This window comes from Nocardia sp. NPDC004415, assembly GCF_053602435.1.
In genome coordinates, this window is the sequence record NZ_JBSGDP010000004.1 from 72913 (window position 1) to 85919 (window position 13007).

11 protein-coding genes and 1 riboswitch are annotated in these 13007 nt (G+C 69.9%); of the genes, 7 read left to right on the top strand and 4 right to left on the bottom strand.

Translation table 11 applies throughout. From position 1 onward, the window contains the following. Nucleotides 1-51: 51 nt before the first annotated feature. From ACWEMY_RS03175 to ACWEMY_RS03185, 3 genes are all read left to right on the top strand, one after another. A complete protein-coding gene (locus ACWEMY_RS03175; RefSeq protein WP_452388662.1) occupies nucleotides 52-3453 on the top strand; it encodes an error-prone DNA polymerase in 3402 nt (1133 codons plus the stop codon). A gap of 171 nt (nucleotides 3454-3624) precedes the next feature. Then, nucleotides 3625-4596: a DUF4349 domain-containing protein gene (locus ACWEMY_RS03180; RefSeq protein WP_452388663.1), complete on the top strand. Its 972-nt coding sequence runs from the start codon at nucleotides 3625-3627 to the stop codon at nucleotides 4594-4596. Further along, a complete protein-coding gene (locus tag ACWEMY_RS03185) occupies nucleotides 4556-4783 on the top strand; it encodes a DUF167 domain-containing protein (RefSeq protein WP_452388664.1) in 228 nt (75 codons plus the stop codon). Before ACWEMY_RS03180 ends, ACWEMY_RS03185 begins: the two co-directional genes overlap by 41 nt. A gap of 57 nt (nucleotides 4784-4840) precedes the next feature. On the opposite strand, the gene ACWEMY_RS03190 is transcribed toward ACWEMY_RS03185, so the two are convergent. Continuing rightward, nucleotides 4841-5305: a tRNA (cytidine(34)-2'-O)-methyltransferase gene (locus tag ACWEMY_RS03190; protein ID WP_452388665.1), complete on the bottom strand. Its 465-nt coding sequence runs from the start codon at nucleotides 5303-5305 to the stop codon at nucleotides 4841-4843. Between the two features lie 42 nt (nucleotides 5306-5347). Between ACWEMY_RS03190 and ACWEMY_RS03195 the strand changes: the two genes are divergently transcribed. Further along, a complete protein-coding gene (locus ACWEMY_RS03195) occupies nucleotides 5348-5674 on the top strand; it encodes a DUF3017 domain-containing protein (protein ID WP_336085191.1) in 327 nt (108 codons plus the stop codon). A 36-nt stretch (nucleotides 5675-5710) separates the two neighbouring features. On the opposite strand, the gene ACWEMY_RS03200 is transcribed toward ACWEMY_RS03195, so the two are convergent. Then, a complete protein-coding gene (locus ACWEMY_RS03200) occupies nucleotides 5711-6664 on the bottom strand; it encodes an oxygenase MpaB family protein (RefSeq protein ID WP_452388666.1) in 954 nt (317 codons plus the stop codon). Between the two features lie 143 nt (nucleotides 6665-6807). Here ACWEMY_RS03200 and ACWEMY_RS03205 point away from each other — a divergent pair, with 143 nt between their 5' ends. Continuing rightward, entirely contained in the window at nucleotides 6808-7452 is a 645-nt protein-coding gene (locus tag ACWEMY_RS03205) for a TetR/AcrR family transcriptional regulator (RefSeq protein ID WP_452388667.1), read from the top strand. A 10-nt stretch (nucleotides 7453-7462) separates the two neighbouring features. Here ACWEMY_RS03205 and metX read toward each other — a convergent pair whose 3' ends face one another. Beyond that, entirely contained in the window at nucleotides 7463-8563 is a 1101-nt protein-coding gene (gene metX / locus ACWEMY_RS03210; RefSeq protein WP_452388726.1) for a homoserine O-acetyltransferase MetX, read from the bottom strand. 41 nt (nucleotides 8564-8604) lie between these two features. Further along, entirely contained in the window at nucleotides 8605-9921 is a 1317-nt protein-coding gene (locus ACWEMY_RS03215) for a bifunctional o-acetylhomoserine/o-acetylserine sulfhydrylase (protein WP_375934644.1), read from the bottom strand. A gap of 80 nt (nucleotides 9922-10001) precedes the next feature. After that, nucleotides 10002-10112: riboswitch (SAM riboswitch) on the bottom strand. Nucleotides 10113-10381: 269 nt separating this feature from the next. On the opposite strand from ACWEMY_RS03215, the gene ACWEMY_RS03220 reads away from it, so the two are divergent. Beyond that, nucleotides 10382-11599 (top strand): NADP-dependent isocitrate dehydrogenase, encoded by a 1218-nt coding sequence (locus ACWEMY_RS03220; protein ID WP_452388668.1) that lies wholly within the window; start codon nucleotides 10382-10384, stop codon nucleotides 11597-11599. A 258-nt stretch (nucleotides 11600-11857) separates the two neighbouring features. Then, the gene (locus tag ACWEMY_RS03225) at nucleotides 11858-13006 is read left to right on the top strand and encodes an MFS transporter (RefSeq protein ID WP_452388727.1); all 1149 of its coding nucleotides are present in this window, start codon (nucleotides 11858-11860) and stop codon (nucleotides 13004-13006) included. The last annotated feature ends 1 nt before the right edge of the window (nucleotide 13007 follow it).

Here is a 13007-nt window from a genome sequence, read left to right on the forward strand (position 1 = left end):
CGGCCACGCCTGGTGCGGGGATGCGGTGGGGGTCGTGAGAGGAGTGGGCGCGTGGGCTGGAGCAATGGTCCGCCGACCTGGTCGGAGCTGGAGCGGGTGCTCTCGGGCAGGCCGAGCGCCCGCCCCGCCGAGGACATGCATCCCGGCGACGGCGGCGACAGCCCCGCCTGGTCGCGCAAACGCGGCGAGTATCGCGCCGCCCCGCTCGACCGGCCCAGCGGCCCGACGGTGCCCTACGCCGAGCTGCACGCCCACTCCGCCTACAGCTTCCTCGACGGCGCGAGCCAGCCCGAGGAACTGGTCGAGGAGGCGGTGCGGCTGGGCCTGGAGGCCCTGGCGCTCACCGACCACAACGGTTTCTACGGGACCGTCCGGTTCGCCGAGGCGGCCAGGGAATGGGGAATGCCAACGGTTTTCGGTGCCGAACTGTCACTGGGAACCGATGCGGAGGCGGCGCCGGGCCGAGGGGATGCGGTCCGGCGCCGTTCTGTTCCCCGCGGGGGAGCGCGGGTCGCACCGGACTCCCTGCCACGCACCGGGTTTCCCGATCCCGGCGGACCGCATCTGCTGATCCTGGCGCGCGGGCAAGAGGGGTATCGGCGGCTCTCGCGGGAGATGGCCGACGCGCACATGGCGGCAGGCGCGAAGGGCATCCTGCGCTACGACCTCGACACCCTCACCGCGGCGGCGGACGGGCACTGGCACATCCTCACCGGCTGCCGCAAAGGCCACCTGCGCCTCGCGCTGGAGCAGGACCTGGCCGCGGGCGACACGCGCCTGCCGAAAGCCGAAGCGGCCCTGCGTGATCTGGTCGAACGCTTCGGCCACGACCGGGTGAGCGTCGAACTCGCCCACCACGGCATCGCCACCGACGACGAACGCAATGCCCACCTGGTCGCGCTGGCCGACCGGCTCGGCCTGCCGGCCCTGGCCACCACCGGCGCGCATTTCGCCGCGCCCGCCCAGCGCAAGCGCGCCATGGCCCTGGCCGCGATCCGCGCGCGCAGCAGCCTCGACGAGATGGCGGGCTGGCTGCCGCCCACCGGCGGCGCGCATCTGCGTTCGGGCGCGGAGATGGCGCGGCTGTTCGCCGAGTACCCGCGGGCGGTGTCGCACGCGGTGGAGCTGGCCCGCGAGTGCGCGTTCGACCTGCGGCTGATCGCCCCGAAGCTACCGCCGTTCGATGTGCCGCCCGGCCACGACGAGGACTCGTGGCTGCGTCATCTCGCGCTGAAGGGCGCCGCCGAGCGGTACGGCCCGCCGGACCGGAATCCCGCGGCGTACCGGCAGATCGAGCACGAGCTCGCGGTGATCGCGCGGATGACCTTCCCCGGGTACTTCCTGGTGGTGCACGACATCGTCGAGTTCTGCAAGGACAACGACATCCTGTGCCAGGGCCGTGGCTCGGCCGCCAACTCCGCGGTCTGCTACGCCATCGGCATCACCAATGTCGACCCGGTGGCCAACAACCTGCTGTTCGAACGGTTCCTGTCCACCGAGCGCGACGGCCCACCCGATATCGATGTCGACATCGAGTCCGACCGGCGCGAGGAGGCCATCCAGCACGTCTACACCAAATACGGTCGCGACTACGCCGCCCAGGTGGCGAATGTGATCACCTATCGCGGCAAGTCGGCGGTGCGCGATGCCGCACGCGCACTGGGCTTTTCGCCCGGTCAACAGGACGCGTGGAGCAAGCAGGTGAGCCGCTGGTCGGGGGGCGCCGCCGAGACCGGCACCGACATTCCCGCGCCCGTCCTCGAACTGGCCGGTGAACTCGACGGTCTGCCACGGCATCTGGGCATCCACTCCGGCGGAATGGTGATCTGCGATCGGCCGATCGCCGACGTGTGCCCGGTGGAGTGGGCGCGCATGGCCGGACGCAGCGTGCTCCAGTGGGACAAGGACGATTGCGCCGCCGTGGGCCTGGTGAAGTTCGACCTGCTCGGCCTCGGCATGCTCTCGGCGCTGCGCTACATGATCGACCTGGTCCACGAGCACAAGGGCGAGAAGGTCGAACTGCACGCGCTCGACCTCGCCGAACCCGCCGTCTACGAGATGCTGCAACGGGCCGACTCGATCGGGGTGTTCCAGGTGGAGTCACGCGCGCAGATGGCCACGCTGCCCCGGCTCAAACCGCGCACCTTCTACGACCTGGTGGTCGAGGTGGCGCTGATCCGGCCCGGTCCCATCCAGGGCGGTTCGGTGCACCCGTACATCCGCAGGCGCAACGGCCTGGAGGACCCCGTCTGCGACCATCCCGCACTGGAGAACTCGCTGGCCCGCACGCTCGGGGTGCCGCTGTTCCAGGAACAGCTCATGCAGATGGCCATCGATGTAGCCGGTTTCAGCGCCGCCGAAGCCGACCAGCTGCGCCGCGCCATGGGCTCCAAACGCTCACCGGAGAAGATGGAACAGCTCAAGGAGCGTCTCTACCAGGGCATGCGTGAGCTGCACGGCATCACCGGCGCGGTCGCCGACCGCATCTACGAGAAGCTCTACGCCTTCGCCAATTTCGGCTTCCCGGAGAGTCATTCGCAGAGCTTCGCCTCGATCGTGTTCTATTCCTCGTGGTTCAAGCTGCACCACCCGGCCGCGTTCTGCGCCGGGCTGCTGCGCGCCCAGCCGATGGGTTTCTACTCGCCGCAGTCGCTGGTCGCCGACGCCCGCCGTCACGGGGTGCGTGTGCACGGCCCCGACATCAACGTCAGCCGCGCCGAACCCACCCTGGAGAACGCGGGCACCGAGGTCCGCCTCGGCCTGTCCGGCATCCGCCACCTGGGCGCCGACCTCGCCGAGCGCATCGTCGCCGACCGCACCACCCACGGCCCCTTCACCTCGATGCTCGACCTCACCGGCCGCATCGAACTGTCCGTCGCCCAGGTCGAATCCCTGGCCACCGCAGGCGCTTTGGACTGCCTTGTCCAGAACGACGGTGGGCGGCGGGCGGCACTGTGGTCGGCGGGTGCGGCGGCGCGGGAACGCGCGGACCTGCTACCCGGCACCGGACCGGTGACCGCGGCCCCGTCCCTGCCCGGCATGAGCGCGCTCGAGATCGCCGCCGCCGATGTATGGGCCACTGGCATCTCACCCGGCAGCTACCCCACCGAATTCCTGCGCGAACACCTGCGCTCCCTCGGCGTCGTCCCGGCCGCGGACCTGCTGCTCGTCGAGGACGGCACCCGCATCCTGGTCGCGGGCGCGGTCACCCACCGCCAGCGCCCGGCCACCGCCGCAGGCGTCACCTTCCTCAATCTCGAGGACGAGACCGGCATGGTCAATGTCGTCTGCTCGGTGGGCCTGTGGCAGCGCCACCGCCGCCTCGCCCAGAGTGCCACCGCCCTGCTGGTACGCGGCCGCATCCAGAACGCCGAGGGCGCGGCCAGCCTCGTCGCCGACCACCTCGAACACCTCGACCTGCGCATCGTCGCCCGCTCCCGCGACTTCCGCTGACGCGCACAACGGGTCATACCCGGGTGCTGTTCGCCGCGTTCGACGCCGATCAGCCGGACCTCCGGGTGATCGAACCGCTCACGCCCGGCGTCGCGATATTCCGTATCCCGCCCGCCGATCTGTAGTCGGCGGCTACGCCCGTCGGCGGCCTCGGCGCACTACGCTGCGACCATGCGCAAGCTTGCGGTGACGTTGATCGGGATGCTCGGGCTGCTGTTCCTGGTGGGATGCGGCGGCGGGAACGACGAGTCCTCCGGCGGGGCCACTCCGACTGTCTCGGGGCCCGCCGCGGCGGTCGCGCCCGGATTCCGCGAGGGCGCACCGGCGAAAGACAGTCCGGCACCGGCGGATTCGACGCGCAAGGAGGTGATCACCGGCTCGGTCGATATCTCGACCGGTGATCCGATCGCGGGCGCGGCGACGGTCACCGAGCAGGTGCGGGCCGTGGACGGGCGCATCGACAGCCGCACCGAACAGCCCGGCACCGACAAGCGCAACGCGCGCGCGGTGCTCAGCGTGCGGGTGCCCGCCGACAGGACCGATGCCTTCATCAGCGGGCTCGACGGCATCGGCACCGTCACCCGGGTCACCACCAACCGCGACGACGTCACCATGCAGTGGCAGGACCTCGACGCCCGCATCCGCGCCCTGCAAGCCTCCGTCGACCGCCTGCGCGCGCTCATGGCGGGCGCCACCAACACCGCCGACCTGATCGCCGCCGAGGAGGCCCTGTCGAGCAGGCAGGGCGAACTCGACAGTCTCACCGCGCAGAAACGCTCGCTCGACGACCAGGTGGCCCTGTCCACCCTGACCATCACCCTCACCGCCGACGACGAGCGCACCCCCGGCGAGGCCGACAACTTCTGGGACGGTGTCGTCGCGGGCTGGCACTCGCTGCTCGACTGGCTGCACGACGCGATCGTCTTCCTCGGCAAGGCCCTGCCCTGGCTCGGCTTCCTCGCGGTCATCGGCGCGATCCTCTGGGCGGCCCTGCGCTGGTTGCTGCGTCGCAGGACCGCGCCCGCCGCGAGCACGACACCCGAGCCGGAACCGAACCACCCCGCCCCCGAACAGCATTCGACCGACCCGAAGGGAGCGAGCGGTGCCGACGGTCCGGGCGACGATCAAACCCAACAGCCGTAAAGGCCCCCTCGTCGAAACCGCCGACGACGGCACCCTCACCCTCTACGTCCGCGGCCCCGCCGTAGAGGGCAAGGCCAACAAGGCCGCCATCGACCTCCTCGCCACCCACTTCGGCGTCCCCAAGTCAGCGGTCCGCCTCACCGCGGGCGCCACCTCCCGCTTCAAACGCTTCGAGGTCGACGGCTGATCAGGCGTCATCCGGCGTGATCAGCTCCACCCGAGGGAAGTAGGTCCGGAATCGGGGTCAGACCGCGTCGGGGAAGCCCTGTTGGCGCCAGGCCTCGTAGACCGCGACCGCCGCGGTGTTCGACAGGTTCATCGACCGGCGTCCGGGCAGCATGGGTACCCGTACCTGATCGGTGATGTGCGGGTCGGCGAGGACCTCGGCGGGCAGGCCGGTGGGTTCGGTGCCGAAGAGCAGGATGTCGCCGGCGCGGTAGGTGATGTCGGTGTAGCGCGTGCTCGCCTGCGTGGTGAAGGCGAAGACGCGCTGCGGGCCGATGGCCGCCCACGCCGTCTCGAGATCCGGGTGCACGGTGACCGAGGCCAGGTCGTGGTAGTCCAGCCCGGCCCGGCGCAGCTTGGACTCCGACAGATCGAAGCCAAGCGGCTCGATCAGGTGCAGCGTGCAGCCGGTGCCCGCCACCAGCCGGATCGCGTTACCGGTGTTCGGCGGAATCACGGGCTGGTGGAACATCACATTGAACACCGCAGCAGGGTACGTGGCCGGTGCGTCTGGAACAATCGGGGCGTGAACAAGGCGGAGACGACCGGCAAGCATCGCGTGGTGCGGTTGAGTGCCTGGCAGCAGTATCTGCGCAGTCATCTGCCGATGACCGTGGTGACCGCGCTGATCATCGTCGCCGTGGGGTTCGTCGCGTGGGATCGCTGGCGTCGTGGGGCGCTCATCTTCGGTAGTGCCGCGCTGGTGGCGGCGGCCTTCCGGCTGTGCCTGCCGACGGTGCAGGTGGGGCTGCTCGCGGTGCGCAGCAAGCCCTTCGACGTGGCCGCGCTGACCGCGCTGGGCAGTTCCATCGTCTTCCTGGCGGCCACCATCAACACCCTCGGCGTCAGCTGACGAAACGACCGCGCCCGGGGGACGCGGTCGTCGCGATCAGGCGGAGGCGATGGACCCCTCCCACAGACTGCGCGTGCCCTTGCTGCCGTAGCGTTCGCGGGCCTCGGCGGGAGTGATCGTGGCCCGGTCCCGCGGCGGCGCGGCGGTGGCGTGGGCGGCCAGGATCTGCCCGGTCAGCTTCGCGACGTACGGACTGGCCAGGATCAGCCCCCGGTTGCCGCGCAGCGCCGTGGCCCACACCAGCGCCTTCCACGGCAGCCGCGCCGAGGCGTCGACGACGCGCGGCAGGTCGAACCGGCCGAGCTCGCGCATCCAGGTGGGCAGCGTCGCGATCGTCGCCAGCGACAGCACCCGCCCGCCCGCCGCGAACGTCATGCCCTTGTCCACCGACGGCCACAGCAGGTAGTGCATCGCCCGCACGGCCCGCTCGCTGACGCACAGCTGCGGCCGCATCCGCGCGAAATAGGCGCGTACTTCCTCGCGATCGCGCGGCACATCGGCGGGCTTGCAGGTCTGCAACTCGGCGGCGATCACGCAGTCGGCCCAGTACCGGTCCTCCTCGGCCGGGCTCAGCGGGCCGGGGCCGAACATCTCGTAGGCCTTGAGCACCGAATGCCAGCCGGTGACGTGGATCCACAGCTGCGACTCGGGATTGTTGGCGCTGTAGCGCTTGCCGCTGATGGGTTCGATGCCCGTCATCGGCGCGTGCACCTTCATCAGGTGCTCAGCGGCCTGGATGGCGGTGCGGCCGTCACCGAGGGCGACCAGCAGGAAGTAGGACAGGGTGTGGTCGAGACGGGTCGCGGGATTGTCGTAGATCCCGTGCGAGTCGGCCACCGCGGCGGTGAGGAACGGGTCGAAGTGCTCGAGGGTGACCGCGCGCTGGAATCCGATCAGCGCGGTCGGCGCCGCCCACACCTTCCAGGTGGGGGAGTCCGGGCCGAAGAAGCCGTAGTCGTCGCGGCGCAGGGAAGTCGGATCGAAGGCCATGCACGTGCTCCTTTGCAGTGCCGAGGCGAACCTCACAGGTGAATACAACGCAACCGTAGCAATTGTGCGGATCGAATACAACGGTTGTGTAGGATTTGTCCGGATGGGTGACCGGTAACGTTCGGAGGGTGAAGGGAGGTCCCGTGACCGCCACGCAGGAACAGCGGCCTCGGCGCCGCTACGCCCCGCGACTGCCGCCGCACGAACGCCGGGCCCAGCTGCTCGACGCCGCGTTCGCGGTCCTGGGCCGTGCCGAACTGCACGAACTGAGCATGGAGGCCGTCGCCCAGGAAGCCGGGGTCGGCAAGCCGGTGCTCTACACCGTCTTCAAGACCAGGGCCGAACTGGTCGAAGCGCTGCTGGAACGGGAGCGCGAACGCGGCCTGGCGCAGATCGCCGACACCCTGCCCGCCGACCTGGACGGCACCGAACCGGTCGTCGCCGCCTCGGCGACGGTGGAGGCGTTCGTCGGCCTCGCCCTGGCGAATCCGACGCGCTGGCGGCTCATCGTGGCCACCCCGGCCAGCGCCCCCGACGAATACCGGGCCGCCCTGCGTACCTCGCGCGCCGACATCCTCGCTCGCGCGCAGGCGCTGGTCGAGGTCGGTATCGCGCTCTCACCGCGCTGGTCGGGCATGGACGCGGCGCTGCTGGCGAACGCCACGCTCACCGTGGCCGAGATGCTCGGCCGCCTGGCCGTGAGCGATCCCCAGGAGTACCCGCGCGAACGACTCCAGGATTTCGTCCGCTCGGTGGTGGCCCTGCTGCCGGGGCTGCCGGGCCGGTAACGGCTGCGGCTCAGCGGTTCTCGCGCGCCATCCGGATCGTCTCGGTGAGCAGCTTGGCGACGGCGGCGGCCTCGGTGAGGAAGCCGTCGTGCCCGTCCCGGGAGTGCACGATCTCCAGACCCGCACAGCCGGGCAGACCTTCGGCCAGCTCGGCCTGAGTGTGCAAGGGGTACAGGCGATCCGAGTCGACCCCGCCCACCACGCACGGCACCGGCGTCGAGGCCAGCGCGGCGGCGACCCCGCCGCGTCCGCGCCCGATGTCGTGGCGGTTCATCGCCTCGCTGAGCAGCACGTAGGTGGCCGGATCGAACCGCTGACACAGCTTGTCGGCCTGGTGCTCGAGATAGCTCTGCACCGCGTAGCGCCCGCCGGTCCACGGGTCCTCGTCACCCTGGGCCTGATTGGCGAAGCGGTGGTCGAGCTCGCCCTCAGTGCGGTAGGTCAGGTGCGCGATGCGCCGGGCCAGGCCCATGCCGGTCATCGGCGCGCGGCCGGTGCCGTGGTAGTCACCGCCCTGCCAGTCCGGGTCGGACCGGATGACGGCCATCTGCGTGGTCTGGGTACCGATCTGATCGGCGGTGGCCCTGGCTCCGACGGCCAGCACCAGCGCGGCCGAGACCCGCTCCGGGCTGCCGATGATCCACTCCAGCACCCGCATGCCGCCCATCGACCCGCCGACCACCGCGCCGAGCCGCTCGATGCCGAGCAGGTCGAGCAGCTGCGCCTCGGCGGTCACCTGGTCACGGATGGTCAGGCCGGGGAAACGCGCGCCCCACGGCTTTCCGTCGGGGGCGATGCTGGACGGGCCGGTGCTGCCCTTGCAGCCGCCGAGCACGTTGGTGGCGATCACACACCATTCGTCGGTGTCGATCGGCGCGCCGGGGCCGACCATGCCCTCCCACCAGCCCGGCGCGGGATTGTCCGGGCTGGCGATGACGGCGGAGTCGCCGGTGAGCGCGTGCTCGACCAGCACCACATTGTCCAGGGTGGGCGAGAGCTCGCCCCAGCGTTGCACCGCGAGCCGCACATCGGGGACCACGGCGCCGTTCTCCAGCGTCACGTCCCCGATGGCGACCACGCCGAGTCGCCCGTCCGGGGGCGGCAGAGCCACCCCGGAGCCGGGTCGGGCGATCGGCGATTCGGTGCTCACAGTCACGTCGTCGCCGCCGCGAAACCGGCCCGCAGATCGGCCAGGATGTCGTCGATGCCCTCGATACCCACCGCGAGCCGCACCAGCCCCGGAGACACGCCTGCGGCCAGCTGCTCCTCCGGCGTCAACTGCGAGTGCGTGGTCGAGGCCGGGTGAATCACGAGAGAACGCACATCACCGATGTTAGCGACATGGCTGTGCAGGCTCAGAGCGTCCACGAACTTCTTGCCCGCGTCGACGCCACCGGCCAGGTCGAAGGCCACGATCGCGCCGGCGCCCTTGGGGGCCAGTTGCGTGATCCGCTCGTGCCAGGGCGAGGACTCGAGGCCCGCGTAGTACACCTTCTCCACGCCCGGCTGCTCGGCGACGAACTTCGCCACGGCCTCGGCGTTGGCCACGTGCCGTTCCACCCGCAGGCTCAGCGTCTCGATGCCCTGGGCGATGAGGAAGGCGTTGAACGGCGAGACCGCCGCGCCCAGATCACGCAGCAGCTGCACGCGGGCCTTGAGCGCGTAGGCGGGCGCGCCCAGGTCGGCGAAGACCGCGCCGTGGTAGCTCGGGTCCGGCTCGGTGAAGCCGGGGAAACGGGCGTTGCCCTCGGCGTCGCGCACGGTCCAGTCGAAGGTGCCACCGTCGACGATCACGCCCGCGACGGCCGCGCCGTGCCCGCCCAGGTACTTGGTGGCCGAGTGCACGACGATGTCGGCGCCGTGGGCCAGCGGCTGGATCAGGTACGGGGTGGCGACGGTGTTGTCGACGATCAGCGGCAGGCCCGCGGCGTGCGCGACGGCGGCGATGCCGGGGATGTCGAACACCGCGCTGCTCGGGTTGGCGATGGTCTCGCCGTAGAAGGCCTTGGTGTTGGGCCGGATGGCGGCCTGCCACTGGGCCAGGTCGTCGGGGTCCTCGACGAAGGAGACCTCGATGCCCAGCTTGGGCAGCGAGTAGTGGAACAGGTTGTAGGTGCCGCCGTAGAGGTGCGGGCTGGACACGATGTGGTCACCGGCGCCCGCCAGGTTCAGGATCGCGTAGGTCTCGGCGGCCTGGCCCGAGGCCAGCAACAGCGCGGCGACACCACCCTCGAGCGCGGCGATGCGCTGCTCCACCGCGTCCTGGGTGGGGTTCATGATCCGGGTGTAGATGTTGCCCGGCTCGGCGAGCCCGAACAGCGCGGCGGCGTGATCGGTGTCGCGGAAGGTGTAGGAGGTGGTCTGGTAGATCGGCAGGGCCCGCGCGTTGGTGCTCGCGTCGGGGGCCTGGCCCGCGTGGATCTGCTTGGTCTCGAAGGTCCAGTTCTCGGGCAGGGCAGAGTCGGTCATGAAAGTGCTCCAGGGTTGTGCGCCGGGGAATTCGTCAACTGGGTCGGATCGACGGACAACAACACATGGGGGCCTCCTGGGATGCGCGCTTGCCCTCGACCTTCGAGAGCCCGGTCATCACCCGGAGCACCCCACCGCAACTGGAGGGTTGCCGACCAGCGAGCCGGGGCTTGACGCTGGTACTCATGACCTTGCCGTCATGTTAACCGGACAAGCCCCCACACGGAAACTTCCCGGCTGAACGTAGCCTGGATCACGTCGCGATCGGCACAGTCCCGCACAGCGGGCCCTCCCATCGCGGTGAGGTCCCGGGCAGCAGTACGCTTGTCTTGTTTGCACCACACGTCCCGCCGACAACGCGGGGCATATACGTTGTCTGTTGGAACAGCTGGGGTCCGCTCACAAGCGTGTTCGCCTGGCCGTGCAATGAGGGCACCATCCTAGGAGGACACGAAGATCCATGTCCAAGATCAAGGTTGAAGGTACCGTCGTAGAACTCGACGGCGACGAGATGACCCGGATCATCTGGCAGTTCATCAAGGACAAGCTGATCCACCCGTATCTCGACGTGAACCTCGAGTATTACGACCTCGGCATCGAGTATCGCGACAAGACAGACGACCAGGTCACCGTCGACGCCGCGAACGCCATCAAGAAGCACGGCGTCGGCGTCAAGTGCGCCACCATCACCCCCGACGAAGCGCGGGTGAAGGAGTTCGGCCTCAAGAAGATGTGGCGCTCGCCCAACGGCACCATCCGTAACATCCTGGGTGGCACCATCTTCCGCGCGCCGATCATCATCTCCAACGTGCCCCGCCTGGTGCCCGGCTGGACCAAGCCGATCATCATCGGCCGCCACGCCTTCGGCGACCAGTACCGCGCCACCGACTTCAAGGTCTTCGAGGCGGGCACCGTCACGCTGACCTTCACCCCGGAGGACGGCAGCGAGCCGATCGTGCACGAGGTCGTGAAGATGCCGGAGGACGGCGGCGTCGTCATGGGCATGTACAACTTCAAGAAGTCCATCGAGGACTTCGCGCGCGCCTCGTTCAACTACGGCCTGCAGCAGAACTACCCGGTGTACCTCTCCACGAAGAACACCATCCTCAAGGCCTACGACGGCATGTTCAAGGACACCTTCCAGGAAGTCTTCGACGCCGAGTTCAAGGCCGAGTTCGACGCGGCGGGCCTGACCTACGAGCACCGCCTCATCGACGACATGGTCGCCTCCTCCATGAAGTGGGAGGGCGGCTACGTCTGGGCCTGCAAGAACTACGACGGCGACGTGCAGTCCGACACCGTGGCCCAGGGCTTCGGCTCGCTCGGCCTGATGACCTCGGTGCTGCTCACCCCGGACGGCAAGACCTGTGAAGCGGAGGCCGCACACGGCACCGTCACCCGGCACTACCGTCAGCACCAGCAGGGCAAGCCGACCTCGACCAACCCGATCGCGTCGATCTTCGCCTGGACCCGCGGCCTCGAACACCGCGGCAAGCTGGACAACACCCCCGAGGTGATCGGCTTCGCGCAGGCGCTCGAAGACGTGGTCATCAAGACCGTCGAGGGTGGGCAGATGACCAAGGACCTGGCGCTGCTCGTCGGCGGCGATCAGGGCTACCTGAGCACCGAGGAATTCCTGGGTGCCTTGGACGCGAATTTGGCCCGCACCCTGAAGTGAGCCTTTCCGCCTCTGGCCGATAGTGGGCTGCGTCGGCAGCCCCACGGTGAGGTGGGCAGCGTTCGCTCGGCCCGGTGAGTTACCCGTGTTCTCGCGAGAACAGTGGGTTGCTCGCCGGGCTGTTCCGTGTCCGGGTGGGGTAACTCACGGTCGTCCCGGGATGCGCGGGACCGGGACTCGCCGTTGCATGGAGGCGTGACTTCCTCCCTCTCCGCCGCCGACCGCGTGGCGCCACGCACCAGCTGGCACATTCCCGCGATGCTGGCGTTGGCGCTGGGTGGATTCGGGATCGGCACCACCGAGTTCGTGACCATGGGACTGCTGCCCGATATCGCGGGCGACTTCCGGATCACCGAGCCCACGGCCGGTCATGCGGTGTCGGCGTACGCGCTCGGCGTGGTCGTCGGGGCGCCGCTGATCGCCGCGCTGTGCGCACGGGTGCCGCGCAAGAAGCTGCTCATCGCGTTGATGGCCGCGTTCACCGTCGGCAATGCCGCGACCGTGCTCGCCCCGACCTTCGGGTCGCTCGTGGCGGCGCGATTCGTCTCCGGATTGCCGCACGGCGCCTACTTCGGTGTCGCCTCGCTGGCGGCCGCCACGCTCGCGCCCGCCGGGCAGCGGGCCAAGGCGGTGGCCGCGGTGATGCTCGGATTGAGCGTGGCCAATGTGGTCGGTGTGCCGGGCGCGACCTGGCTCGGCCAGCATCTGGGCTGGCGGGACGCCTACGTGGTGGTCGCGATCATCGGCGTGGCGACCGTGGCCGCGCTGTGGCGGTTCGTGCCACCGCTGACCACCATGACCATCACCGATCCGCGCACCGAACTGGGCGCCCTGCGCCGCCCCCAGGTGCTGCTCACCCTGGCCGTCGGCGCGATCGGCTTCGGCGGCATGTTCGCCGTCTACACCTACATCGCCACCACCATGACCGATGTGGCCGGGCTGTCCGTCGGCGCCGTCCCGATCGTGCTCGCCCTGTTCGGCCTCGGCATGATCGCGGGCAATGTCCTCGGTGGCATCCTGGCCGACCGCGGCGTCGACCGCTCGATCTTCGCCGCCCTGCTCGCCATGGTCGTCATCCTGGCCGGCTTCGTCCTGGCCGCCCACAACCCGGTCACCGCCGCCCTGGGCGCCTTCCTCGTCGGCGCCTCCGGCGCGGCCCTGGCACCCGGCCTGCAAACCCGCCTCATGGACGTCGCCGCCGACGCCCAAACCCTCGCCGCCGCCCTCAACCACGCCGCCCTCAACATCGCCAACGCCGCAGGCGCCTGGCTCGGCGGCCTCGTCATCGCCGCAGGCCTCGGCTACACCGCCCCCGCCGCCGTCGGCGCTGTTCTGGCCATCGCAGGCGTCCTCCTGTTCACCACCACCGTCTGGCTGGCCCGCCGCGCGTCACACAGCACGCCGTAGG